30 protein-coding genes are annotated in these 24,084 nt (G+C 66.0%); 28 read left to right on the forward strand and 2 right to left on the reverse strand.

Annotated features, from left to right (window positions below; translation table 11 throughout):
* The first annotated feature begins 362 nt into the window (after window positions 1-362).
* The 25 genes from F790_RS0100010 to F790_RS0100130 all read left to right on the forward strand — a co-directional run bounded on the left by F790_RS0100010 (window position 363) and on the right by F790_RS0100130 (window position 21,509).
* On the forward strand, window positions 363-983 hold the full coding sequence (locus tag F790_RS0100010) for a hypothetical protein (RefSeq protein WP_019590494.1): 621 nt from the start codon (window positions 363-365) through the stop codon (window positions 981-983).
* Between the two features lie 97 nt (window positions 984-1,080).
* The gene (locus F790_RS0100015; protein WP_026332798.1) at window positions 1,081-1,524 is read left to right on the forward strand and encodes a hypothetical protein; all 444 of its coding nucleotides are present in this window, start codon (window positions 1,081-1,083) and stop codon (window positions 1,522-1,524) included.
* 996 nt (window positions 1,525-2,520) lie between these two features.
* On the forward strand, window positions 2,521-3,183 hold the full coding sequence (locus tag F790_RS13640; RefSeq protein ID WP_232199237.1) for a hypothetical protein: 663 nt from the start codon (window positions 2,521-2,523) through the stop codon (window positions 3,181-3,183).
* Window positions 3,183-3,950 carry a hypothetical protein gene (locus F790_RS13645; protein WP_019590497.1) on the forward strand — a complete coding sequence of 256 codons (768 nt, stop codon included), beginning with the start codon at window positions 3,183-3,185 and terminating at the stop codon, window positions 3,948-3,950. The genes F790_RS13640 and F790_RS13645 overlap by 1 nt, the downstream gene beginning before the upstream one ends.
* On the forward strand, window positions 3,950-4,174 hold the full coding sequence (locus F790_RS0100030) for a hypothetical protein (RefSeq protein ID WP_019590498.1): 225 nt from the start codon (window positions 3,950-3,952) through the stop codon (window positions 4,172-4,174). Before F790_RS13645 ends, F790_RS0100030 begins: the two co-directional genes overlap by 1 nt.
* Window positions 4,162-4,950 (forward strand): TIGR03759 family integrating conjugative element protein, encoded by a 789-nt coding sequence (locus F790_RS0100035; RefSeq protein WP_019590499.1) that lies wholly within the window; start codon window positions 4,162-4,164, stop codon window positions 4,948-4,950. The genes F790_RS0100030 and F790_RS0100035 overlap by 13 nt, the downstream gene beginning before the upstream one ends.
* A complete protein-coding gene (locus F790_RS0100040; RefSeq protein ID WP_019590500.1) occupies window positions 4,902-5,432 on the forward strand; it encodes a transglycosylase SLT domain-containing protein in 531 nt (176 codons plus the stop codon). The genes F790_RS0100035 and F790_RS0100040 overlap by 49 nt, the downstream gene beginning before the upstream one ends.
* Window positions 5,429-5,950 carry a PFL_4695 family integrating conjugative element protein gene (locus F790_RS0100045; RefSeq protein ID WP_019590501.1) on the forward strand — a complete coding sequence of 174 codons (522 nt, stop codon included), beginning with the start codon at window positions 5,429-5,431 and terminating at the stop codon, window positions 5,948-5,950. Before F790_RS0100040 ends, F790_RS0100045 begins: the two co-directional genes overlap by 4 nt.
* Window positions 5,947-8,022: a type IV conjugative transfer system coupling protein TraD gene (gene traD, locus F790_RS0100050; protein WP_019590502.1), complete on the forward strand. Its 2,076-nt coding sequence runs from the start codon at window positions 5,947-5,949 to the stop codon at window positions 8,020-8,022. Before F790_RS0100045 ends, traD begins: the two co-directional genes overlap by 4 nt.
* Window positions 8,022-8,756 carry a TIGR03747 family integrating conjugative element membrane protein gene (locus tag F790_RS0100055; RefSeq protein WP_019590503.1) on the forward strand — a complete coding sequence of 245 codons (735 nt, stop codon included), beginning with the start codon at window positions 8,022-8,024 and terminating at the stop codon, window positions 8,754-8,756. Before traD ends, F790_RS0100055 begins: the two co-directional genes overlap by 1 nt.
* A 345-nt stretch (window positions 8,757-9,101) precedes the next feature.
* Window positions 9,102-9,404, forward strand: a complete 303-nt coding sequence (locus tag F790_RS0100060; protein ID WP_038036451.1) for an RAQPRD family integrative conjugative element protein — start codon at window positions 9,102-9,104, stop codon at window positions 9,402-9,404.
* The gene (locus F790_RS0100065) at window positions 9,401-9,628 is read left to right on the forward strand and encodes a DUF3262 family protein (RefSeq protein ID WP_019590505.1); all 228 of its coding nucleotides are present in this window, start codon (window positions 9,401-9,403) and stop codon (window positions 9,626-9,628) included. The genes F790_RS0100060 and F790_RS0100065 overlap by 4 nt, the downstream gene beginning before the upstream one ends.
* Window positions 9,629-9,668: 40 nt before the next feature.
* Window positions 9,669-10,034, forward strand: a complete 366-nt coding sequence (locus F790_RS0100070) for a TIGR03745 family integrating conjugative element membrane protein (RefSeq protein ID WP_038036453.1) — start codon at window positions 9,669-9,671, stop codon at window positions 10,032-10,034.
* A complete protein-coding gene (locus F790_RS0100075; protein ID WP_019590507.1) occupies window positions 10,034-10,387 on the forward strand; it encodes a TIGR03750 family conjugal transfer protein in 354 nt (117 codons plus the stop codon). The genes F790_RS0100070 and F790_RS0100075 overlap by 1 nt, the downstream gene beginning before the upstream one ends.
* Entirely contained in the window at window positions 10,384-11,004 is a 621-nt protein-coding gene (locus F790_RS0100080) for a PFL_4703 family integrating conjugative element protein (protein ID WP_019590508.1), read from the forward strand. Before F790_RS0100075 ends, F790_RS0100080 begins: the two co-directional genes overlap by 4 nt.
* Window positions 11,004-11,786 carry a TIGR03749 family integrating conjugative element protein gene (locus F790_RS0100085; protein WP_019590509.1) on the forward strand — a complete coding sequence of 261 codons (783 nt, stop codon included), beginning with the start codon at window positions 11,004-11,006 and terminating at the stop codon, window positions 11,784-11,786. The genes F790_RS0100080 and F790_RS0100085 overlap by 1 nt, the downstream gene beginning before the upstream one ends.
* Entirely contained in the window at window positions 11,771-13,210 is a 1,440-nt protein-coding gene (locus F790_RS0100090; protein WP_026332805.1) for a TIGR03752 family integrating conjugative element protein, read from the forward strand. Before F790_RS0100085 ends, F790_RS0100090 begins: the two co-directional genes overlap by 16 nt.
* Complete coding sequence (locus F790_RS0100095) at window positions 13,182-13,595, forward strand: TIGR03751 family conjugal transfer lipoprotein (protein ID WP_156824313.1); 414 nt, start codon at window positions 13,182-13,184, stop codon at window positions 13,593-13,595. Before F790_RS0100090 ends, F790_RS0100095 begins: the two co-directional genes overlap by 29 nt.
* The gene (locus tag F790_RS0100100) at window positions 13,595-16,345 is read left to right on the forward strand and encodes a conjugative transfer ATPase (RefSeq protein WP_019590512.1); all 2,751 of its coding nucleotides are present in this window, start codon (window positions 13,595-13,597) and stop codon (window positions 16,343-16,345) included. The genes F790_RS0100095 and F790_RS0100100 overlap by 1 nt, the downstream gene beginning before the upstream one ends.
* A complete protein-coding gene (locus tag F790_RS13650; RefSeq protein WP_019590513.1) occupies window positions 16,342-16,833 on the forward strand; it encodes a hypothetical protein in 492 nt (163 codons plus the stop codon). The genes F790_RS0100100 and F790_RS13650 overlap by 4 nt, the downstream gene beginning before the upstream one ends.
* A gap of 8 nt (window positions 16,834-16,841) precedes the next feature.
* Window positions 16,842-17,231, forward strand: coding sequence for a TIGR03757 family integrating conjugative element protein (locus F790_RS0100110; protein ID WP_026332807.1), 390 nt, complete (start codon window positions 16,842-16,844; stop codon window positions 17,229-17,231).
* A 4-nt stretch (window positions 17,232-17,235) separates the two neighbouring features.
* Window positions 17,236-18,261 carry a TIGR03756 family integrating conjugative element protein gene (locus F790_RS0100115; protein WP_019590515.1) on the forward strand — a complete coding sequence of 342 codons (1,026 nt, stop codon included), beginning with the start codon at window positions 17,236-17,238 and terminating at the stop codon, window positions 18,259-18,261.
* 10 nt (window positions 18,262-18,271) lie between these two features.
* On the forward strand, window positions 18,272-19,621 hold the full coding sequence (locus F790_RS0100120; RefSeq protein WP_232199238.1) for an integrating conjugative element protein: 1,350 nt from the start codon (window positions 18,272-18,274) through the stop codon (window positions 19,619-19,621).
* Window positions 19,618-19,962 carry a hypothetical protein gene (locus F790_RS0100125; protein ID WP_038036455.1) on the forward strand — a complete coding sequence of 115 codons (345 nt, stop codon included), beginning with the start codon at window positions 19,618-19,620 and terminating at the stop codon, window positions 19,960-19,962. Before F790_RS0100120 ends, F790_RS0100125 begins: the two co-directional genes overlap by 4 nt.
* A complete protein-coding gene (locus F790_RS0100130; RefSeq protein WP_019590518.1) occupies window positions 19,959-21,509 on the forward strand; it encodes a conjugal transfer protein TraG N-terminal domain-containing protein in 1,551 nt (516 codons plus the stop codon). The genes F790_RS0100125 and F790_RS0100130 overlap by 4 nt, the downstream gene beginning before the upstream one ends.
* A gap of 152 nt (window positions 21,510-21,661) precedes the next feature.
* Here the strand turns inward: F790_RS0100130 and F790_RS0100135 are convergent, their stop codons facing one another.
* A complete protein-coding gene (locus tag F790_RS0100135; protein ID WP_019590519.1) occupies window positions 21,662-22,030 on the reverse strand; it encodes a hypothetical protein in 369 nt (122 codons plus the stop codon).
* A gap of 134 nt (window positions 22,031-22,164) precedes the next feature.
* Complete coding sequence (locus F790_RS0100140) at window positions 22,165-22,377, reverse strand: hypothetical protein (protein WP_019590520.1); 213 nt, start codon at window positions 22,375-22,377, stop codon at window positions 22,165-22,167.
* Between the two features lie 29 nt (window positions 22,378-22,406).
* Between F790_RS0100140 and F790_RS0100145 the strand changes: the two genes are divergently transcribed.
* The 3 genes from F790_RS0100145 (at window position 22,407) to F790_RS13655 (ending at window position 24,050) form a co-directional block, all read left to right on the forward strand.
* Window positions 22,407-22,670 (forward strand): integrase domain-containing protein, encoded by a 264-nt coding sequence (locus F790_RS0100145; protein ID WP_019590521.1) that lies wholly within the window; start codon window positions 22,407-22,409, stop codon window positions 22,668-22,670.
* Window positions 22,671-23,233: 563 nt separating this feature from the next.
* Complete coding sequence (locus F790_RS0100150; RefSeq protein ID WP_019590522.1) at window positions 23,234-23,818, forward strand: recombinase family protein; 585 nt, start codon at window positions 23,234-23,236, stop codon at window positions 23,816-23,818.
* Complete coding sequence (locus F790_RS13655; RefSeq protein WP_038036457.1) at window positions 23,811-24,050, forward strand: WGR domain-containing protein; 240 nt, start codon at window positions 23,811-23,813, stop codon at window positions 24,048-24,050. The genes F790_RS0100150 and F790_RS13655 overlap by 8 nt, the downstream gene beginning before the upstream one ends.
* Window positions 24,051-24,084 lie beyond the last annotated feature (34 nt).

Here is a 24,084-nt window from a genome sequence, read left to right on the forward strand (position 1 = left end):
AGATGGCCGGCATGGAGGCCCGCATGGAGCTCAGGGAAACCCTGGGGGCGATAATGACTCGCACTGATCTGTATCAGGCCCTTGTTCTGCAAACCATTGTGATCCTGACGTCCATGTTTGCCATGCTGAAGTTCATGTAGCCACCGACGCCCTCCGGGGCGTCTTCCCCGAGGCGGCCGCGGGCGGCCGTTTCCGGGAAGACGCCTTCACCGCCGGCCTGGAGCGCATCCAGGCACCCTGAAAGCCCCTCCGGACCGGGAGGAGGGGCGCCGGCAAAAGCCGGTCGGTCCATATCGTTTACCCACCACGGGGACAACCGTCCCCGTGGGGGCGGTCTGTCCCCTCCAAGAAGGAGACTGATCATGCGCTATCAATGGTTCCATGCTTGGGAACCCGTCGACGACGAGGTCGTGGCGGATTCTGACCGTTTCGCTCGGTTCCTGGAGGCCACCATCGCCTGCCGTTTCCCTGAAAACGGCATCGAATGGATCGCTCCAGCCCGCGAGAGCCGCGGCAAGAACCTTGCCGATTTTATCGGCTTCCCACTCGACCATTGCGCCGTCTATGCCCATCCGGGGCGGTGCGAAGGGGACATACTGCGGGTGGCTCTGGTGACCCGAGACGGGGAGTACATCCCCATCGTCTCCGCCAAGGTCCTCGCTTCCTTAGACGAGGTCTGGTCGCTGACCCGGGCCATCGCGGAAGTGACCAATGCGGTGTTCCTCTATGAGGAACAGCCTATGCTGCAGCGTCTAGCAGCCCCTTTCGTGGATCTCCGCCAGGGGCCATTCCTCGTGGACCGACCCCGCGACAAGAAGGTCTACATCCAGGGTCAAAGCGAGCAGGGGCTCAAGGTGTCCATGGAGGGGGGCCCGACCGTTCGCCACGGTTCGTCAGACGCACCGTGGTACCTCTTCGATTCAATGATCCGCGAGTACCGATCCTTCTTCCAAGACATCGGCTGCTCGCCCGTCTACACGTAACCGTCGGCTACGCTGGCCGGCTCACATTTCAACCCACCACGGGGACAGACATCCCCGTGGGGGTGGTCTGTCCCCTCGATGCAGGAGATAGACCACCATGCAACGTTCCGATCTCGCAGAAATGTACAGCGACCCGCTGTATCAACGGCGCCTCGTTGAGGCGGGCACCCGAACCGAGGTGCTCAACTGGGCCGCTTGGAACGAGCCGCACGGCTCGTTCCTCGACATGGACCGCGACGCCGCCGGCCTCCCGCGCCTCACACACGAGGAGGCGATCAAGGCCATCTGGGACCACCTCGACACCGGGGCCCGGTATCGGGCACCGGATTACAAAACGCTCCGGGTTTCCTCTGAAGGAAGCCCTCTGATCGGCGACCATGTCGCTCGGCTGTCCGTGCCGGAGGCCTTGCAGAAGCTGGAGGCGTTCCGACGCGACGCCTCCATTCTGGGCGGCTCCTGCTGGAGCAACGCCCGGGCGGATGTCGTGGAGCTCCCGCTCGCCGATGGTGAGCGGATCCAGCACGTCATCCGCTGGATTTAACCACGGCGCCCCTTCGGGGGCGTCTTCCCGGAGTCGGCCGGCTCGGCCGTTTCCGGGAAGACGCGTGGTGTGCGCCACTCCATTACGACTACTCCGGTGTATTGCCCGGCGTAGCCGTCATGCTGTCCAATAGGGTTTAAACCGCCCGCCTGAGCGTATCAGGCCCCTGGCCGGCTGTGCCGGCAACCCCCTGCGTGCCGTGAGAAGGGGGGAGGGACTTCGTGGTGTTGGACCTCTCGGCATCGACGCTCCTGCAGAACCCTGGCCTGTTGGGGCTTTTTACCCAGCCGCCGTGTGTTGGCGGTCCGCATGAACGAGCCACCCCTCTCGCCCTTCATGGGCGGGGGGGTGACATGCGCAGCCTTAACCTCAAGGGGGGTCTCCCCGGGGCGGATCATTTTCGGTCCGTCCCGGGGAGACCCTGGTCTCCAGTGATCGAACTCACTGGCCGCCCGCCGCCAGGTGGAGCGCGGGTCCCTTTGTGCAGCAATGCGCCCGAAACAGTCGGTCCATTCGCCCCGAAACATGGATCATCCGGACAGGCCAGCGATTGCAGGAGCGCCGGCCAAACGGCCCCGGGGTGTACGATCCACCTCCGTCGGTGGCAGCTGATTGACCCTACCGCTGCCCGATTTCGTGAATCCCTCCTGATACTCACCTGAGCGGAGTCGCGGCGCGCAGCCATGCGTCTGCGCATCGCGATTCCGGTGCAGGCCACTGGTCACTCTTTGATCATCCCTGCAACCGCCTGTTTCGTCTCTTCTTTCCCCGTATTTCGCGTTGGTTTTCCACAGATTTTGTGGATAACCGAAAAAATCCTCGCGATCGATTCCGGATTTTTTGTGGTTGCGCCGCGGCCGCATTCGCACACTCGCCGGTGTTAAGCCATGAACCCTGAGTGAGGCGAGAAGCATGCGAGTACGTGCCGTCGCGATTCCCGGTCTGTTGTGCGCCCTGAGCATGGGCGGGGCGCCCGCCTGGGCGGATGACGTCCAGGTGGGGCGTTATCTGTCGGCGCCAAATGCGCCCACCCACGCGCAGGCGGAACCGTTGCAGGTCAAGGTCAAGGTTTCCATCCCGTCGTCCGCCGAGCACGTGGGCGGAGCGTTGAAGCATGTCCTGGCCCGGTCCGGGTATCGCCTGCAGGACGTCAATGACGCGGATCCCGCCATGCGTGTGCTTCTCACGCGGCCGTTGCCGCAAGTGCACCGCGAGCTGGGGCCCATGAGCCTGGAACAGGTGCTCACCACGCTCGCAGGTGATCCGTGGCGACTGGTCGTGGATCCGACCAGCCGCCTCGTGACGTTCGAGCCGCGCGAGCCCTACGCGGAGGCCGCCCGGACCGAAGGCCGGGCCATCCCGGACGATGAAGTGCGGGCCGCGCTCGGCGAGGTGGATCCTCATGCACGGGCGGACCGGGAACAATACGGCCCGGTGGAGGAGGGCGAGACGCTCGTTTCCATCGCTCGCGGGATCCATCCCGGGACACCGCACCGCACAGCGGCCGCCCTGTTCGAGGCGAATCCGGATGCCTTTTTCCCTCGCCAGAACCCGTCCCCTGACCGCCTTCGTACCGGAGTGAACCTGGACGTCCCGGATCGCGAGGACGTCGCGCAGTGGACGGTACGTGAAGCGAAATCGATTCTGGGAGCCGAATGATGACCGACGACAACGTGAACGAGAGCCCGCAGGAATCACGCCCCGAGACCCCCTCGGCCTCGGGCAAGCCGGCCGCATCGAACCCCCCTCCAAAGTGGATCGTCGTCGGGGGGCCGGTGCTGGGCGGCCTCGTCATTCTGGTATTCGCCCTTCTGGTGTTCACCGGGTCGGGGTCTTCGCCCGCGGACGAGTCGGCGACCGGGGACGGGGAGGGGGATTCCGCCCCCGAAGAAACCACCACGGCCGTGACGCCCGAGCTCGACGAGCTCGAAATGCACCTCGCCGCGGTCCAGGGACGGGCATCGGATAACGACGGCCGCATCGATGATCTCACGCGCCAACTCGACGCTCTGGAGCACTCCATTCAGGGGCTGCAGGACGACCTGGACGCGGTGGCATCGGCGGCGCCGGGGGATGCGGTCATCGAGGAGCTCCGGGCGGACCTGGAAGCCGTCGAGTCCGCGGCCAGCTCCGACGCTCGTGACGAGGTCGACGCCCTCGCGGAGGACATGGAGACCCTGCAGGCCCGCCTTGCCCGACTGGAGGCGGAGCCGGAAACGCCCGAGCTGGATGCCGCGCTGGTCGGTATCGATCACTGGGGCGGCACGCTGCTGGCTGTGGTGGATCGTGCCGGCGACCGGCAGGAACTGTCGGTCGGTGATCGCGTAGGCGACTGGCGTCTGGTGAGCATCGATCCGGATGCGGGCGTCGCGGTCCTGACCCACCCGCAAGGGTTCACCCATGCACTGGCGATGGAGGAGCACTGATGGAATGGCTGCTCGTGCTGTTGTTGGGGGGCGGCATCATGGCCGCCAACCATGACCCGGAGCCGACGGAACCGACCGTCGCGATCAAGCCAATCCCCGCACCGCCGGCGGATGAAGAGAACTGCCTTGCGATCGTGGAGGACCTGGAGCGGGTAGAAGGTCGGCTGACCAGTGACTGGTCCGAACGGGTGTACTGGATCGAGGGGGAAGCATGCGAACGCTGAATGCACTGTTGATCGGCGGGGCGGCGTTCACCGGGTCCATCATCCTGTCGGCGCAGGCCGACGAGACCCGGCTGACCGAAACCCCGGAGACCGCCGCCGAGGAACGGGAGGCGCCACCGGATCGCGCCCGCCACTGGGATCTCAGCGCCGAGGAATGGGCCCGATACGAATCGATCATGGACGGGCCGCGCGGGAAGTGGTCGCCGGATCTGGATCCGATCTGGGTGTTGGGTATCCACGCGGAGACCGAACGCGAGCGTCGCTACTACGCGGAACGCGCGATGGAGCAGGAACGCCAGCGGGTGGCCGACGAACTCGCGTTCCAGCGCGCCTACGACGAGGCCTGGGATCGGCATTATCCGGATCGGCTCATGGTGACCCCGCGGGATCGGTCGGGAGCGGCCGATCCCGAGTCCACCGGGGCCATGACGCCGGCGGAGGATCCGCCCACTCAGCCCCTCGACTCCCTCTCGGACGATGTCGAGCGCATCGTTTTTGTCGCCGATACCGAATGTGACTGCACCGAGGACGTGCAGGCGGTTATCGATCGGCAAGCTGCGCTGGACGCTCCGTGGCGCCTCGACATCTTCCTGACCGACACCGACGAAGACGCGGAAGTGCAGCGATGGGCGATCGAGAATGCCATTCCGACGGAGCTGGTGCGGGCCGGCCGCATCACGCTCAATCACGACGACGGCACCCTGGCCGGACACGATACGCCGTCTCTATGGGCCCCCGAGGGATCGCGCTGGTCACAGCTGTCCTGGTCGGACTGATCCTGCCGGCGGCGGCGCCGGCCTCGGTGCCGCACGGCTATGAACGCGTCGCGGCGGCCACCGGTGTGCCGGCCGACGTGCTGTACGCGCTTGCCGCCGCGGAGTCCGGTGCGCGCCTGCAGAGTGGCCGGCTTCGGCCGTGGCCCTGGACCCTCAATGTCGGCGGCCGCCCCGAACGCTACGCCACGGCCGACGAGGCGCTGGAGGCCCTGCGCGGCCACCTCGCGGCGGGCAAGCGCAACATCGACGTCGGACTGATGCAGGTGAACTGGCACTGGTACGAGGACCGGCTCGAATCGCCGGAGCAGGCCCTGGATCCCTATACCAACCTGCGCATCGGCGCCGGCATCCTCCGCGACCGCCACGAGAACGGCGCGCGGGGGTGGCTCCATGCCGCGGGCCTGTACCACGCCCCCAACAACGAACGCCACGCATCACGCCACCGTGAGCGGGTGGCGCATCATCTGGAGCGTCTGCAATGATTCGGAACACCCTGACCCTGATCGTCCTGCTGTCCAGCGCGCCGGCCATGGCGCTGGACGTGTTGCATGACACCGGCGAAGGCCAGTCCGCGGATCCCTGGCTGGAACGACTGGAAGGCGCGACGCCGGAGCACCCGGAACCCGAGCGGGACGGCCCCCCGACCGATATTGATGAACTGGAGCGCATGCTGCCCGTGGAGACGCCGGAGCTGAGCCTCGGCGTGCTGGAAGGCGATTTCTCGCACGCCCACGACCGGCTCCAGCATCTGCCGCGGCCACTGTGTCTGGTGGGTTCCGACGATACATCGCTGCAGTGGCTGGAGAAGAACCGCGACGCGCTGATGTCCGCCGGCACGGTGTGCATGCTGGTCGAGGCGGAGACCCGGGACGACCTGGAGCGCGTCCGGGAGGTCAGCCGGGGGCTCCCGATCGAGCTCTCGCCGGCGAGCAGTATCGCGGAACGGCTGGGCCTGGAGGTGTACCCGGTGGTGATTTCCGGGGAGGGGGTCGAGCAGTGAAGCACCCCGTCGAGGCCCTGCTGAGGCCACCCATCGAACTCTGGTCCGCCGGCGTCGCCGCGATGGCGGCCGTGATCGCCGCGGTGGCACCCTGGGCCCTGATGATGACGCCGTCGATCGCGTGGGTCGCGGCCGGGATGCTCGGCGCCATGGCGGTGTATCGGGCCCGGCAGGGGTGGCGGATCGTCCGCTATCACCGCAACCTCCGGCAGCTCCCGGCCTACACGATGGGCGCGCACCAGATTCCCGTCAGCACCCGGCGCCTGTTCCTCGGGCTGGGATTCCGCTGGACCCAGAAGCACACCCAGCGTCTGCGCGACACCATCCGTCCGGAGGTGCAGCACTACGTTGAGCCGGGGCCCCTGTACCGCTGGGCCCGGCGCAAGGAAATCGCATGGGAGCGCAAGCCGGGGCTGCGCCGTCTCGCGCGGGCCATGGGCCGGCGCGCGTGGTGGAACCCGGTCGCGCCGCTGCCGCCGGTCGGCGGGAAGCCGGCGCTGCACGCGGTCGAGCCGGACGAGGAGGAGGTCTGGACCGACCTCGGGGAACGGGTCGGTCACACCCTCGTGCTGGGCACCACCCGCGTGGGCAAGACGCGCCTGGCCGAGCTGCTGATCACGCAGGACATCCGCCGCGGTGACGTCACGATCGTTATCGATCCGAAGGGCGATGCCGCGCTTCTCAAGCGGGTCTATGCCGAGGCCTGCCGCGCGGGACGCCAGGACGAGTTCTATATGTTCCACCTCGGCTATCCGGAGCATTCGGCTCGCTACAACGCCGTGGGCTCCTTCGCGCGCATCACCGAGGTGGCCTCACGCGTGGCGAACCAGCTGCCAAGCGAGGGCAACAGCGCGGCGTTCCGCGAGTTCGCCTGGCGCTTCGTCAACATCGTCTCGCAGGCCGTGGTGGCCCTCGGCCGGCGCCCGGACTACGACCAGATCCTCCGGCATATCACGAACATCGAGCCGCTGCTGATCGAATACTACGAGTTCTGGCTTCCGCAGGTGGCACCGGAGGGCTGGAAGGAAGAGGTCGAGCGCCGCGAAGCGAACACCAACGAGCGCCAGCTGCCGCGCAATCTGCAGGGCCGGGACAAGCGCGCCGTCGCGCTGATGCTCTACGCCAAGGAGCAGGGCCTGTTCGACCCGGTGGCCGACGGCCTCCGGTCCGCGTTCGAGTACGACAAGACGTACTTCGACAAGATCGTGGCTTCGTTGTTGCCTTTGATGGAGAAGCTCACCACCGGCAAGACCGCCGAACTGATCGCGCCCGACTACCTCGACACCGACGACCCCCGGCCGATCTTCTCCTGGCGCGAGGTCATCCGCACCGGGGGTATCGTGTACGTGGGCCTCGATGCGCTCTCCGATGCGGACGTGGCCGCCGCCGTCGGCAATTCCATGTTCGCCGACCTGTGCTCGGTGGCCGGGCAGCTGTACAAGCACGGGCAGGATGATGGCCTGCCGACGCCGATGCGCGACATGCCCACGGTTAACGTCCATGCCGACGAGTTCAACGAGCTGATCGGCAACGAGTTCATCCCCCTGCTGAACAAGGCGGGCGGTGCCGGCTTTCAGGTGACCGCCTATACCCAGACCTGGTCCGACGTGGAGGCCCGGATCGGCTCCAAGCCCAAGGCCGGCCAGGTGGCCGGTAACTTCAACACGCTGGTCATGCTGCGGGTGAAGGAGTACGAGACCGCGGAAATGCTGACCGAGCAACTCCCGCAGGTGGAGATTTTCAGCCTCACTCAGGTGTCCGGCACGAACGATTCCGCCGACCCCAACTCCGACCAGCACTTCTCCTCGCGCAACGAGGACCGCATCACCGTCAGCGAGGTCCCGCTGATCACGCCGTCCGACGTGGTGACCCTGCCGAAGGGGCAGGCCTTCGCGCTGATCGAGGGCGGCCAGCTGTTCAAGATCCGGATGCCTCTTCCGGACACCAAGGCGGACCCCGTCATGCCCGAGTCGCTCGCCGAGATCGCCGAGCGGATGGAGCATGATTACAGCTCCACCGAGAACTGGTATCAGGCCGAACCCATGCCGGCGGCGCCGGCGGAGGCCACCTGATGGCCTCGGAAGCGGCGCGCAAGCATCCCGCACAGGGTGAGCCGGGATGGATCGGCATCACGCTGAGCACGCTGGGGCGGCTGCTGGTCTGGCTGCTGATCGCGATGCTGTTTTCCGTGATCGCGGAGTGGGTCGGCATGACCTGGTTCTGGCCCGACGAGGGGCTGGATCACAGCCGGGACATGCTTGAGCGGGAAGTGTCGTATATCAACGCCGACTTCCAGCAATCCCTCCTGACCTCGGATCCAGCGGCCTACGTGCGGGCCTTCACCGACTATTCTTACCGGGTACTGTTTGAATATACAGGTATCATCACCCTGGTCGAATGGCTGTCCGTGCCGGCGCATCCGGATGATGGCCGGCTGGTCACCTCCCTGCGTGACGGATTCGCCACCATCGAGGCTTATGTGCTGGCCGCGATCGCGATCATGCAGGTGTTCTTTCTGCGCCTGGGGGTGCTGACCCTCGCCATGCCGGTTTTCGCCCTGTTCGCCCTGGTGGCGATGGTCGACGGGCTTGTCCAGCGGGATCTGCGCCGGTGGGGAGGCGGGCGCGAGTCGAGTTTCGTCTACCACCACGCCAAGCGCCTGATGCTGCCTTCGATCGCCCTGGCCTGGGTGATCTATCTCGCCATGCCGATCGCGGTGCACCCGAACTGGATCATCCTGCCGTTCGCGCTTCTCAACGCGATCACGGTGTCCATCACGGCCGCCTCGTTCAAGAAATACCTCTAGGCCGGACCCGCGGGGCCTTCCGGCCGCCCCCGATCCGGATGCGAGCGTCGCGAGCGCAGGGCGTATCGTCTACCCGCCGAGCGAACGACGCCGAACCCCCTACCGGTCCCGCATCGGTGTGCCGTGGCACGGCCGTGCCCGCAGACGTGCTTCCGGATGACCCGCCTCCCTCTCCACTCCACGCCGAACCGTCTTTGAGGTTGGAAAAACCCGCCCCGGGCCGGCGGTTACGCCGTTCACGAGCCGCTCGAAAAATTCCTCGCGATCGATTCTGGATTTTTTATGGTTGCCGGCCCTCCCGGTGCCCGAGACTTTCCACACGTTCAGTCGTGACGGAGTTCGGGAATGCCAAAACCCCTAGTGCTGACCGCGATCGCCGCGGCCCTCGCCATGACCCCGGTGACCGCGTTGGCGGATCGGGACGCGGAGCGGGAGGTGCTCAGTCGCCTCCTGCACGAGATTCAGGCGCTCGACGCCCTGGTCACCGAGGCCGAAGCGCACGCGAATCCGGACGAGCGGGTGCGCTTCGAGTACGACTGGCTGCGCCATGACCTGGACCGGGTGAAGTCCGGGATCCGGGAGCATCTGCGTGAACCGCAGACGGCCCCGCGCCGGGTGGAACCGCTGACCGGAGATTACCGGCGGTGAGCGACGCTCAACAGGAGTTCGAGCTCTGGGCCGGGGTCTCCGGCGCCCAACTCGGCACGGTGATCGTCTCGGTGGTGGGCCTGGCCTACCTGTTGTGGCTCGCGTGGCTGGCCGTTGCCCAATGGCGCAGCTGGAGCGACGGGGAGGTCTCGTTTCTCGACATGACGTGGATCGTGATCCGGGCAACCGTCGTGGTGGTCGCCATTCTCTGGATCCTGCAGTGACGCCGGATCCGCAATGACTCAACGAAGAGTGAGGAGGTTGATGATGGGTATGTTCAAGCGTGTGCAGCTGTGGGCCGTCGGGGCCAGTACCGCCCTGATGACCGGGCCGGCCTGGGCTATCGGCGGGGATCTTCCGGATCCGCCAGAACCGGACTCTGGGGGCGAGGATGAAGACTGGTTCTCGCTGATCCAGGGGGCCCTGTTCGATGGAGGAATGATCGTGGCGACCCTGGTCTCGCTGATTTCCTTCATCTGGGTGTCCTATGCGGGCCTGACGAAGTTCAACGAAGCGCGCGCCGGCAAGGCCGAGTGGTCCGAAGTCGGCCTGCTCGCCGTGGTCGGGGCCGGCCTGCTCGTGTTCACCGGCTTCCTGCTGCAACAGGCCCTCGCGATCATGGGTAACTGATGGCCGCGCGTGAGCATCCCCTGGCCGAACGGCTCAACGACGAGCCGGTGATCTTCCGCGGCTGCTCTTCCTCGGAGCTGCTGATGCTCCTGGGGATGGCTGCGGCGGTCTGGCTTCCCGGCGGCGGCTTTCTGGGGGCCGCCCTGGGAGGCGCCTCGATGGGGCTGGGGCTGTCCGCGGCGGGCATTCTCGCAACCGTATTCGTGGCGGCCACCGTTCTGCAGAAGGTCAAGCGCGGCCGCCCGACGGGGTACTACCAGCAACGGATCATGCTCGCCATGCACCGCGCCGGCCTGCGCCGGCTGCCGGTGGTGATGACCTCCGGCTCCTGGGACATCGGGAGACATCGATGAGATACCGCAAGGAACTGGACACCGCACGCAGCCATATCAACACCCTCCGGGCGGTGATCGTGGTCGTGCTCGCGATCGCCGCCGCGATGTGGTGGGGCTGGCAGACCGCGCCGGAACGGCTGCAGGTGCACGTCCCGCCCGAGCTCAGAACCGGCGGCGTGCTCGACGCGGACGAGGTCCATCCCGCCTCGATCTACACCTTCGCGCTGTATATGTGGCAGCAGGCGTACCGCTGGGATGACGACGGCCGCGAGGATTACCCGGAGAACCTCCGGCAACTCCAGGCGTTTATGACGCCTTCCATGCAGCAAATGATGCAGGAGGATCTCCAGCGCCGTGATGACGAAGGCGAACTCGCTCGCACGCGGGCGATTCGTGAAGCCCCGGGCCGGCGCTATGAGCGGGAGCGGGTCGAAGCCCTCGGTGACGACACGTGGATCGTCTGGATCGACGTGGAGATCGAGGAACACGTGGATGGCGAGCTGGTGAAGCACCTTCGCGCCCGTTATCCGCTCCGGGTGGTGCGATACGACGTGGACCCTCAGTACAACCCGTGGGGACTCGCGCTGGACGGCTTCGCGGGCCAGCCCACGCAGATTGATCTGGAGGAGCAGTGATGACGATGCGCGGCCTGATCTTCGCACTGGTGTGCTGTGTCGCACCCGCACTTGTGGCCGCCGAGCCGCCCGAACGGGTGGCCTGGGATGGCAGCCCGATCAAGGTGGCCTTGCCGGTCGGCGAAGAACGGATCCTGCGGTTCCCGGCCAACCACGTGCGGGTCGGCCTGCCGGGTCACGTGGACGACCAGGTGCGGGTCTTCTCCAACGAAGGGATCGTCTATCTCAAGGCCCACGACGCGTTTCCGGCGGCCCGGGCCCTGGTGGAGGACGTGGATACCGGGGCGGCGTACATGCTGGACCTGTCGGCTTCGGCGGGCGCCACGGATGCCGAGCTCGTGGTTCACCGGGGCCGACCGGATGACGCCGCGCGTGAGGCCCCGGCGGACGCCGAGGAGGAGGTCCACCAGAACCTGGATTACGTCGCACTCACCCGGTATGCCGCGCAGAAGCTGTATGGCCCGCGCCGGCTACAGCCGGAAGCGCGCGGGATCCGGCAGGTGTCGGTGTCCGACGACTCGGTGCCGATGGTGCGCGGAGCGGAGGTGAAGGCCGAACCCGTCGCTGCCTGGCGCGGTGGCGAGTGGTACGTCACGGCCGTGCAGCTGACCAACGCCGTGGACCGGCCGGTGGAACTGGATCCGCGCGATCTGCGCGGTGACTGGCTGACCGCGACCTTCCAGCACGCGCGCCTGCACCCCGCCGGCGCCTCCGCCGACACCACGGCGGTCTACCTCGTCTCCGACCGTCCCTTTGAAGAGAGCTTCTGGGGGGTGCAGTAATGATTTCGACGCAGGGCAATCGACTGCTGCCGATCATCGGCGGCCTCATGGCGCTCCTGTTGGTTGTGGTGATGGTCCGCTCATGCGGCACCGATGACGACGTCGCCGAGGCACCGGACTCGCTCGACCAGCGGGACGAGGTGGTACGTCCCGACGCCGATACGGCGGCGGACACCATCCGCACCCTGACCGCCGAACAGCGGCGCACGCAGGAGCGGGTAGAAGAAACCCGGGAAGAGTACGAGACGATCCGCGAGGAAAACCAAGCGCTGCGCGAAGAGCTCCAGCGGATGCGCGAGGAAGGAGCGGAGCCCGTGGACGAATCCCGCATGGCGGGTGTTCTGCGGCGCCTCGAAGGCCTGTCCGATCGGGTGGAGGATCTCCAGGCGGACGACGGGGTGGATACCGATCTGCCCGTCGGTCTGGGGCTCGAAGACGAGGACCTCGCGGACGCCGAGCCGGCTCCGGAGACCCCGCCGCGGGACGAAACCGACATCCAGTGGACCGAGCCGGTCGGCTGGGACCCCGAAGCCGAGGACGGGGGGCTCCCGGATCGTGAAGGTGGCGTGCTGGACCGCGGCGGGCAGGTCCTGTCCGAAGGGGCCGACCGGGGCCGTGAAGCCGTCGGGCGGGGCCGGGATGCCGTGCAGGATGCCTCCCTCGCGGATGACGCGGCGCAGGACGCCGATGAAGAGACCGAGGAGCCGCGCTACACCGTACCGCGCAACTCCACCCTCATGGGGTCAACCGCGATGACCGCCCTGATCGGGCGTGTGCCGCATGGCGGCACCGTCGAGGATCCGGTGCCGTTCAAGGTCGTGGTCGGTCGCGACAACCTGGCCGCTAACGACATCGACATCCCGAACATCGACGGGATGATCTTCTCGGGCAAGGCGATGGGGGACTGGACGCTGTCCTGCGTCCGCGGGCAGATCGAGTCGGTCACCTACGTGTTCGATGACGGCACCGTCCGCACCCTGCCCGACCCCCACGGGGATACCGATGACGCGCTCGGCTGGATCTCGGATGACCGGGGCGTGCCGTGCGTGGAGGGCGAGCGGGTCTCCAACGCGGGCGCCTATCTCGCGCAGGCGACCGGCATCGTGAGCCTGCAGGCCGCGGGGGATGCGGCCGCGGCCGCGCAGACGACGCAGATCGTGGGGCAGGAAGGCTTCACGCAGAACATCGTGAGCGGCGACACCGGCGAGTTCATGGCCGGGCAGGCCGTCTCGGGTGCTGCCGAGGAAGTGGTCGATTGGCTGCGGGAGCGCCAGGAAAACCACTTCGACGCGGTGTTCACCCCGGCGGGGCAGACCGTGGCGGTGCACCTCGATCGTGAGCTCCACATCGACTACGAGATCGAAGGACGGAGGATTGACCATGAGGCGTTCGAGCATGATTCGCCCCATCGCGCTCTTGATTAGTGCCGGGCTGCTGGCCGGGTGTGCGTCAACGAGCCAGAAGACCGTGTATCCGGAGGATGCCCCGACCATGCGTGAAGTGCACGACCAGCACTTCGAGTCCATGGGACAGGACGACATCGACGGTGTACGGGAGGCGCTGGGCCAGCCTGTCGGCCAGTCTCCGCGGGGCCGAGCCGTGAAGGATGGCTCCCAGGACCTTTCGGGGTACACCCGCACCGCGCAGGACGAGATCGAAACCCGATTCGAGCGGGTGCCGAATCCGACCCTGGTCATGTACGTGTACCCGCACCTCGCGGGGCGCGATTCGGTACCGGTCCCGGGTTACGCCACCTCGTTCCCGATGTATGACGGCCACCACTACGCACTGCCGGGAGAGACGCACTGATGCTGGGCCAGCTCGCATCCATGTTGTCGCCCTCGAAACGCGAGGACTCGGAGGAGGCGCGTCCGGATCATCGGCTGGGCCAGAAGACCTATCAGCCGGTGTCGGAGGCGGAGGTGCGCTCGCTCTATCGGCGCCCCAACTCCTTCACCGATCTTCTGCCCTGGACGGACTACGATCCGGAGACCCGGGCGTTTCTGCTGGAAGACACGAACAGCGTGGGCGCGCTGTTCGAGCTCACGCCGATGTCTTCCGAGGCGCGCAGTCCGGAATACATGGAGGAGCTGCGCTCCCAGCTGCAGGGCACGCTGACGGACCCGATCCCGGAGGAAGACGGCTCGCCGTGGATCCTGCAGTTCTTTGTCCAGGACGATCCCGCGCTGGGCGACGTGATCGAGGAGGTCCGTGAATACAGCCGGGAACGCGCCGGCGACCACACCTTCGCGGACCACTATTTTCACCAGATGGGTGACCACCTCGACCGGATCTCCCGCCCCGGCGGCCTGTTCGTGGACAACCAGGTGACCGGCGGCCCCTGGCGCGGCCAGCGCCGGCGCATCCGGGCGTGTCTGTATCGCCGCAAAATCTCGGGCGGCGACATCCGGCCGGAGGAAGAGCTCAATCAGGTCGCGGAACAGTGGCAGGCGTCCCTGGAAGCCGTCGGGGTCGGGGTGCGGCGCTGCACCGCCGAGGACCTCTACAAGTGGATGGTGCCGTGGTTCAATCCGCGCCCGGAGCTCGCGGAAGGTGATCCGGAGAAGCTGTTGCAGATCGCCCCCTATCCGGGGGACGAAGACCTGCCTTTTGGTCGCGATTTCGGTGAGCAGCTGACCTATTCGATGCCGCAGTCCGACGCGAAGCTCGGGGCCTGGCGCTTCGACGGCATGCCCCATGCCGTGCTCAATATCCAGGGTTTGCGGCAGAAGCCGAAGATCGGGCACTTCACGGCCGAGCGCCAGGCTGGCGAGAACGTGTTTGCGCTGTTCGATCGCTCCCCCGAGGGGACCATCCTGGCGATCACGGTGACGATCAAGCCGCAGGACCAGGTGAGCAACCATATCGGTGCGATCGCGGCCGCCTCGAAGGGGGACAACATCGAGTCCCAGCTCGCGATGGAAGAGGCGCAGGCCGCGCAGGAGGAAATGGCGAAGGACAACAAGCTGTACCCGGTACAGATGGCGTTCTACATCCGCGCGGAGGATGACGACACGCTCGTGCGCCGGCGCAACGATCTCGCCTCGCGCCTGACGGCCAACGGCCTCAAGACGATCACGCGCGAGGCGGAGCTGCTGCCGCTCGACACCTATCTGCGCAGCCTGCCGATGGCCTACGACCCGAACTTGGAGAAGGTGACCCGGCGGAGCCGGTATATCTACTCCGACCACCTGGCCGCGCTGGTACCGCTGTACGGCCGCACGAAGGGCACCGGGCATCCCGGGTTCTTCTTCTTCAACCGCGGCGCCGAACCGCTGTTCTTCGACCCGCTGCACCGCAGCGACCGGAAGAAGAACGCGCACACCCTGATCCTGGGCCCCACCGGGGCCGGGAAGTCGGCGATGCTGACCTATCTGATCATGCAGATGGCCGCGATCTACCGGCCGCGGATCTACGTCATCGAGGCCGGCAACTCGTTCGGCCTGCTCGGCGACTACATGGCGGAGCGCGGCCTGAGCGTCAACCAGGTCTCGCTGAATCCCAAGGAGGACGTGTCGCTGCCGCCGTTCGGGGCGGCGCTGGAGCTGCTCAAGCGGCCCGCTTCGGCCGAGGACAGCCTTGGTTCCGAAGACGAGGAAGAGGACGAGGACGACGGCGATGAAAGCCGCGACATCCTCGGCGAAATGGAGATCGCCGCCCGGATCATGATCACCGGCGGCGATGCCCGCGAAGACGAGCTCATGCGCCGCACCGACCGCCTGGCGATCCGCAAGGGGATTCTCCGCGGCGCTCAGCGCGTGCAGGAGGCCGGCCGCGAGCAGGTCCTGACCGAGGACGTGGTTGCCGGCATGCGGGACGTGGCCGCTGAAGAGGACGCGGAGTCCCGGCAGCAACGTGTGCGGGACATGGCCGACGGGATGGAGCTGTTCTGCACCGGGTTCGCCGGCAAGGTCTTCAACCGCCCGGGGATCCGCTGGCCCGAGGCCGACGTCACGATCGTCGACGTCGGCATCATGGCCCGCGAGGGGTACGAGGATCAGCTGACCGTGGCCTACATGGGCCTGATGAACCATATCAACGACCAGGTCGAGCAACACCAGCACTCCGAGCGACCCACCCTCGTGCTTACCGACGAGGGCCATATCATCACCACGAACCCACTCCTCGCGCCTTACGTGGTCAAGATCACGAAGATGTGGAGAAAACTGGGTGCGTGGTTCTGGATCGCGACCCAGAACCTCGAAGACTTCCCGAACGCCTCCAAGAAGATGCTCAACATGATGGAGTGGTGGCTCTGCCTCGTGATGCCCAAGGAGGAGATCGAGCAGATCGCCCGCTTCAAGGATCTCTCGGAAGAACAGAAGGGCATGCTCCTGGGCGCGCGCAAGGAGCCGGGGAGCTACGTCGAGGGCGTCGTGCTCGCCGACCAGATGGAAACCCTGTTCCGCAACGTCCCGCCGCCGATCGCGCTGGCCCTCGCCATGACGGAGAAGCACGAGAAGGCCGAGCGCAAGAAGCTGATGGACGAACTCGGCTGCACGGAGGTCGAGGCCGCCGAAGCGGTGGCCCGCAAAATCGCGGGGGAGGATCCGGCATGATCGCGAACCCGGACGAACTCTGGGCCGAGGACTTCGACTGGCTGGAGTGGCTGCAGGTGGCCGCGGGTCGCAAGGGGCTGTTCCTGCTGCCCGACCCGCCGGACATGAACCCACTGGAGACGGCGTTGCTCGCGATTCGGCGGCTGCCGATGGAGGGCGAAGGCGTGCTGGTGCACAAGGGCGGGTGGCTGTCATCGCCGGAGCGGCAGACGGCGGTCAACACCCTGGCCGAACTCGGCTGGACACCGGACGCGTTGGCCGAGGCGGCGGATCAGGGGGCGCGTCTGGATGGAGACCTGCGGCGGGCGGCCGTCCACCTCGCGGACGTCGAGGCCCGTATCTGCGAGCACCTCGTCAACGAGTGGGCGCCGAACCGGCGGATCCGCACGCAGCTGATGGTTCGCGACCCCGAAGATCCCGAGGGCATCGAGGAGATTGAGGACATCGAGGACATCGAGGGCAAGGAGGGCACATGCGGGAACGGATGATGGCCGCCCTGGGGGCGGCGGTTCTGTGCATCGGCAGTGCGCAGGCGGCCGGGCCGGACCGGATCGACGTGTTTCTGGTGGAAGGCATGACGGTCAGTACGACGCCGGCGGACCGGGAGGGCATCCCAGTGCAGGTGCACCGCATTGATGCCGTGGACCGCACGCTGGAGCAGCTCAGTGACGGTCTCGCGGCTGAGGAGGCCCTCGCGGAACAGCAGGCGCGCGAGCGGCTGGACGCCGCCGCCCAGCAGGAGATCCGCGACGCTTATGCACCGCTGGTGCTCGCGAAGCGGCTGGAGCTGGAGCAGGTACCGGCGATCGTCATGGACCGGGAGGCCGTGGTGTACGGCACCACGGACCTGGCCCGGGCGCTGCGGGAGTTCGAGGGGAGGGAGTGAACTGATGCAGAAACGACATGCCTGGCGCGGGATGGTGCTGGGGTTGGCGCTGGCAACCCCGGCCATGGCGGAAGATCCCGAGGACATCACGACCGGAGAGATTTACTCGCAGACGATCAGCGGGATCAGCTCCTGCCTGAACTGGGAGATCATCGGGATCTGCCTGTGGCTGCGGTGCACCATCACGGGCTGTTCGATCGAAACGTCCGAGCGCATCCAGCACTACGCACCGGATGCGGTGATTTCCGCCTATCACGAGACGGGGGAAAACCCCTGGGTCGAGATCCGGCAGGCGCTGGGATCCGCGCAGGAGTCGGCCGGGGAGTCCCTCCTGGACGGCGATGCGTTCATCGGCGGCGGCGGCCAGCAGGCGCGCGACGCCGAGCGCGATCACGCGCGCCAGATCCGGTTCAAGGAGTCGGACGTGATCGGCCACCCCGTGCAGGAAATCATGGACTACATCGACGTGCCGTATATCTGCCCCGGCGACGCACAGGCCGAGGCGTTCGAGCCCTACATGCAGTCGGCGTCCAGCACGATGGCATGGCGGTATGGCCTCCCGGAAATGTTCTACACCGAATCGATCAAGGAAGGCGAGCGCGAGATCGGCGACTGGGATGACTGGACCTGGGGCGCGGTCTACCCGCGTTCCGGGTGGGTCTCGCAGCCGGAGGACGCCAAGGCCGGCGCGATCGTCGCGCAGCGCGCCGGCGACATCACGACCCGGGAGGATCAGGACGGCCACGTGTATGAACCCCTGCCGACCGGGGACGTTGTGCACGTGGACGGCTACCGCGTGTGGGAGCCGCCGGAGCTGGTCGAGCGCGACGAGGACACCGGCATGTTCCAGATGCACCTCCCGACCGACACCGGGGACTGCGAAGTGTTCGGGGAAGACGACCGTGAAGAGGAGGAAGGCTGGGCGGACGACAAGACGAATCTGCACGGCGACTACACGTGGAGCCTGTGGCGCCCCTACAGCTGCTGCGAGATCGAGGGGCAGGTGTACCTGGGCACGATTGGACTGTGAGGAGCGGACGATGAACGCAAGGAAAACCCTGATGATGGCCGCGATCGCGGCCTCCGTGGCCGCCTCCGGCGCTTCGGCGCAGATCCCGTCGGAAGGCGGCGAAAGCGGGCTCTGGTACTACGAGATCGGCGGGGCCAGCCCCGTTAGTCGGGCCCCGAATCCCAACGTCACCACGGTACAGCTGTCGGTGGGCGGGGAATCCAGTATGGGGTACAGCTGCGGCAGCTTTGACCCTGTCCTGTCGGTCGAGAACACCCTGAACGAAGTCGCGCAGGGCATGGAAGACATGGTGGATCAGATGGTCCAGGCGGCGAACGACGCGATCGCTTCGCTCCCGGCCATGGTGCTGCAGCGCGCCAACCCCGGTCTCTATGACCTGTTCCAGAACAACCTGCTGCGCGCGGAAGAGGAGCTGGAGCTCGCGACGAAGAGTTGCGAGCAGATGGAGGCCGAGCTGGCCGATGGCCGCAACCCCTATCAGGAGTGGGTCACCGTCGCGAAAGGCGACGAATGGCGCGCATCGATGGGCGAGGGCGGCGACATCGTGCAGGTCAACGAAGAGATCGAGGAAAGCGGCGGCGACGAAGGACTGAACTGGCTTGGCGGCCGGCGCGGGGGGCAGGGCCAGGAACCCGCCAACGCGGTGGGTGACACGGCTCGCGCCGGTTTCAACATCACCCTGGACCGGCCGGCCACGGCCGGAACGCCGGTCGGCCAGGGTGACGACCAGCCCCTGCTGGCTCAGACCTGGGGCAGCCCCTCGGAAGCCGAAGAGTGGACCACGCGGGTGGTGGGTGACACGCACGTGCGGACCTGCAACGGCTGCGAGAGCGAGACGACCCCCGGCGTCGGACTGCTGCCGATTCAGGAGGAAACCAACGAAGAGGTGCAACAGGACCTGCAGGCCCTGGTCGCCGGTGACAGCCGCATGACCGCGTCGAACCTGGATGACGTGTCCGCGCCGGGTGTATCGATCACGCGCGACGTAGTGGAGGCGATTCAGGAAATGCCCAGTCAGGACCAGCGCGTCGCGGTGGGCCGTCTGGCGCAGGAGGTGGCCTCCGCCCGCACGATGGAGAAGGCGCTGCTCGCGCGCCGCATGCTGCTGACCGGGCGCAAAGCGCCGGAGATCGAGTCCACCGGCGTTGCGGCGGACGAAATCGATGCGGCCGTGGAGGAGCTCAGCGACGAGATCGAGCTGATGATGCAGGAAAACGAAGCCCGGCAAATGATGGTGTCGAGTACGGCCGGGGAGATCATTAGGGAGGCGCAGGAGCGTCGGACCGAGTCGGCGCCCATCCCGCACCCATTCATGCGCGATGAAAATCCGCTGCAGGGCGGCGCGGTGGAGAGTCAATGAGCACGCTGACGCGAATGCCCCGGTATCTGGTCCTTGGCCTCGCGGCCCTGTTTGCCCTGGTGCTGATCGGCGGCATGGGCTGGCACTTCATTGAGGGGGCCGCCGGCGTGCGGGAGCGGCTGGACCGCGTGGAGCACTGGATGACCGCCTGGCGCTGGCTCGCGATCGCCGTCATCGGCGTCGGCTGGCGTTACTGGGTGGAGTGGCTGGGCGGTCACCTGGAGCCGGCCGCCCGGGCCAATCTGATCGCCGCCCGCTGGCAAGTCGTGGGGTGGATGGTCGTGTTGGAGCTGCTGCTCGCACAGAACCTGGTGGGACAAGCGATTGAGGTGCTGCTGTGAACGTGAATGATCCGCTACAGGGGTTCGCGACCATCTTCGGATGGATGCAGTATCAGAACCTCTGGGACATCTTCGTCTTCACCGGGATTGCCTTCATCCCGTTCTTCTTCATCGTCGCGTATGCCTTTTCGGAAAACTATACCGGTCAGGAGGCCAAGGCAGGATCAAGGAAAAGCCTGCACATGATGGAGCTCGAAATCGCCAAGGCGGTGCTCGCCATCATGCTGGCCGCACAGCCGTTGGTGAACCTGTCCGTGGACTCCATGGACGTGGGGGACCCGTGCGATGACCGCCTCCAGCCGGAAGAAACCACCTATGACGATCAGTTTGCGGAGGAAATGACGCAGGCGAATGTCCCGCTGTGGTGGTACGGGACAATGGCGATCGGGCATGGATTCACCGGCGCGGCGATCGCGGGTATCGGGTGCCCCGACGAAATGGTCCAGACGCGGCTGGAGCTGGACGAACAGCGGATCCAGGATTCCTCGGTTTCGGCCCAGATCCGGCAGTTCGCGGAACAGTGCTTTATTCCCGCGCGCTCGAAGTACCACCGGGACAACCCGGACGTGGAGGGGATCCTTGATGAACATGGTCAGGACGACCCCGAGTGGATCGGATCCCGGACCTATCTCCAGACCGACGGGTACTACAACAACTATCGGGCCGAGCAACCGGTCGAGGGGTTTGATTTCAATGAGGACCGGGATGGTGCGAATTATCCCGACGGAGACACCGACTACGGGCACCCGTACTGCAACGAGTGGTGGGAAGGCCAGGGAGGACCTTCGCTGCGGCAGATGATCGTGGACGAGACGGATCAGTCCTTCTGGGAAAACGCCCGGGATCGCTTCTCTTCGCTGTTCGGCGAAGATCAGCAGGTGACCGAGGACCGGATGATCCGCCGGGTCATCGATCAGGAGATCATGGCGCTTGCTGGAAGCTCGGATGCGGGGTGGGCAGGGCAGGCCTCGCGCACCCACAACAATGAAAACCTGTTGTCAGGTGCCATGTCGTCGGTAGGCGTCGGATCCTTCTACACCACCTCCTGGGGCCCGATGATGCACACCATCCGGGAGGCGGCACCGATCATCCAGAGCTTCCTGCTCATGGGCATGTACATGCTCCTGCCGTTCGTCCTGGTGTTTTCGGGGTACAGCTGGAAGACGGTCTTCATCGCGACCGCTGCGATTCTGACCGTGATGTTCTGGAGCTATCTGTGGCAGGTGTCCATGTGGCTGGAAAACAACATGGCGATGGCCTTGTGGCCCGATATGCAGGGATGGATGACCCCCGCCGATGGTCAGGGGGTTGGCGGAGGCACGAAGGGCATGCTGCTCAACATCATCGTGAGCTTTCTGCATATTGGTCTACCGCTGATCTTCTCGACCATGATGGCTTGGGCGGGGTACCAGGTGGGCACCTTGACCAAGGGCGGAGACGGTATGGGTGCCAGCCAAGCCGGTCAGCTCGGTAGCTCAGGCGCGGCTACGACGGTCTCGGCCGGGAAGTCGGCCGGGAAGTCGGCCGGGAAAGCCGCGCGCCGCTAGAACCAATCCGGTCAATGGAAGGTGGGGGGGCGACGGAGGGAAGGCAGTGAACGGCGAGACCGAGGACGTTAGAACCTCGGAACACCCGGCAAATCAGGACCCGGCCGGAAGGGCCTTTTGTCCCGGGCGAGGTGCCCGGGACAAGGGTCGACCTACCGATCGACTCGCATAAAGTCGTTGTTCCGTTGGCCCATCTGCGTCAAAACGCAATCGGGAGCCTCACGGCCTTTCGCGACATGACCAACATACTCCCGTCCGTCAGGCCCCGTTATGACCGATGCGTCTTCCTCATCCTCGTCCGAGTTCCATGTGTCGGATTCCGAGAAAAAGTTGTTGTTGTTCCCCGCGGAGCCCAGAATCCCCAAGAGAAAGTGGCCGATGAAGGTGCCGATGACCGTGGCTACAGTCTTGGCTACAGGGGTGCCTTCGGCGGCGTCTTGGACCGAGTTCGGTTCCGGCTCTTCGGCCATGGTGGGTTCAGGCTGCGATGCCTGTGGATCCTGTTGCATGAGGTCTTCCATGGGTCCTCCTTTGCTTGTTCCTGTGACTATTGGCCGCAATTTATCCGTAGCGCATTTCCGCACGGCTTGCAAGGAACTGCCTTCTCTTTCCCCGCACACTGAGACGAGGTTCGAGATCCAGTGAGGGGGAAGGCTCACCGCGGTCGTTCCTCCGCCGGCGCGGCCGCAGCGAGGATCGCCCGGATTTGATCGGCCACCTGCTGTTGCCCGAGCTGGACGCTTTCCGCCGGTTCGCCGGTGGGTGCCGGCGCGTCATCGACCTCCGCAAGGAGATCGCGCAGGCGCTGGACCAGGCTGGCGTGCGCGCCGGCGTCGGCCGCCGGCACGTCCTCCACGTAGTGGCGCACGGCGGCCTTGATATGCGGAGGCGAAAGCCGTGTCCGATGGTGGCTACCTGATCCAAGGGAAGTCGCCGGGAATCCAGTCGGCGAAAGATCGGTTCAGGAACCAGCTCAGCCGAGTTGCTGGCTTAAAAGGCAAATACTCGCCTCACTCGCTGCGCTACGCGTATGCGCAGCACATGTACCAGCACTATCGCGAGGATGGCTGGGCCGACAAATCGGCCAAGGCCCAAGTCGCGATGGATCTGGGCCACGGAGCGGGGCGCACTGATCTCTACTCGTCGGTGTACTCCCGCTGATCCGCGCCCCCTGTCCTGGAAGGACAGGGGCTTTTTCATCCGATTCGATATGCTCTGGGGATATATCCCTGGAGCATTACCCCCCCCGGAGCGGCCTATCACGGGCGGGCTCGTCGCCGGGGGGTGTCCACCAGGTGTGGCCTGGAAGCGGAAAACCAACGCGTTGCTCGTGTCCGACCTTGGCGTTGCAGCCGCGAAAGGTGCCCGTTTTTGTGCACCCGGTTCGGGGCGCCCCACAAATCGCGCCATGGGGCCAAATCAGCACGGCGAAAGGTACCCTTTTTTGTGCGCGCCACAGACTGGAACGCCCGGATGGAACACAAGGTTCAAAGAGAGTGAATATCACTTCTGTATTGATACGCCTTCGGTTCAGAGTGCCGTTGCTCATGTCCGACCTAGTGCGTTGCTGAAGTCCGGTGTCTCTAAAACGACCGTTTGCGAGACAACCGCCGCACCCCCGGCCGGTGACGCGGAAGGCCTTGCCCTGAGTGTCCCATAATTCTGTCTCGAAACTGTGTGTCGCAATACCTAGACTGTGAACGAGTTTTGAGAGACTACCAACGATGAAGATTGGCTACGCGCGGGTATCAACCCGAGACCAGGACCCGTCCCTGCAGACCGATGCGTTGCGGCAGGCTGGATGCGATCGGATCTACGAGGAGCGAGCGTCGGGGGCCCAGCGCGACCGGCCGAAGCTCCGGGAAGCGCTGGAGTACATGCGGGAAGGCGACGTGCTGGTCGTTTGGCGGCTGGACCGGCTGGCCCGGTCGATGCGGCAGCTGATCACCACGGTGGAGGATCTGGGTGAGCGCGGGATCGAGTTCCAGTCGGTGACGGAGTCGATCGACACTACCACGCCGGGCGGCAAGCTGGTGTTCCATGTGTTCGGAGCGGTCGCGGAGTTCGAGCGATCGATCCTGCAGGAGCGGACGCGGGCAGGCCTGGAGGCGGCGAGGCAGCGCAATCGCGTTGGGGGGAGACCGCCGGCGCTGACGGAGGAACAACTGGAGCATGTCCGTGCGTTGCTATTGCATACCGACACGCCCGCGCGATCGATTGCGGAGCAGCTGGGGATCTCGGCCGCGACGCTCTACCGGCATTTCCCTGGTGGCCGCGCCGCCCTGCGGGAGGGCCAAGCCCATGAATGAAACGCGTTTGGTGAAGACGCACGTCGCGCGCAATCAGCACCGCTTCTATCGCATGTTCAGCCGGCGGGGCCTGTTTGGGCAATTCGCACTGACGCGCGAATGGGGCCGAATCGGCCATCCCGGAACTGTGCGCGACGACTGGTACCCGACCTTCGAGGCGGCCGCGCGGCGGTTGGAGCAAAGGGCCGAGGACAAGCTGCGACGTGGATACTGTGAGGGTCCTGCATCCTAAAGGGCGAAAGGATAAAGGAGGGGAAGGGAAGGTG

It is taken from the genome of Thioalkalivibrio sp. ALE20 (assembly GCF_000381405.1).
GTDB lineage: Bacteria > Pseudomonadota > Gammaproteobacteria > Ectothiorhodospirales > Ectothiorhodospiraceae > Thioalkalivibrio.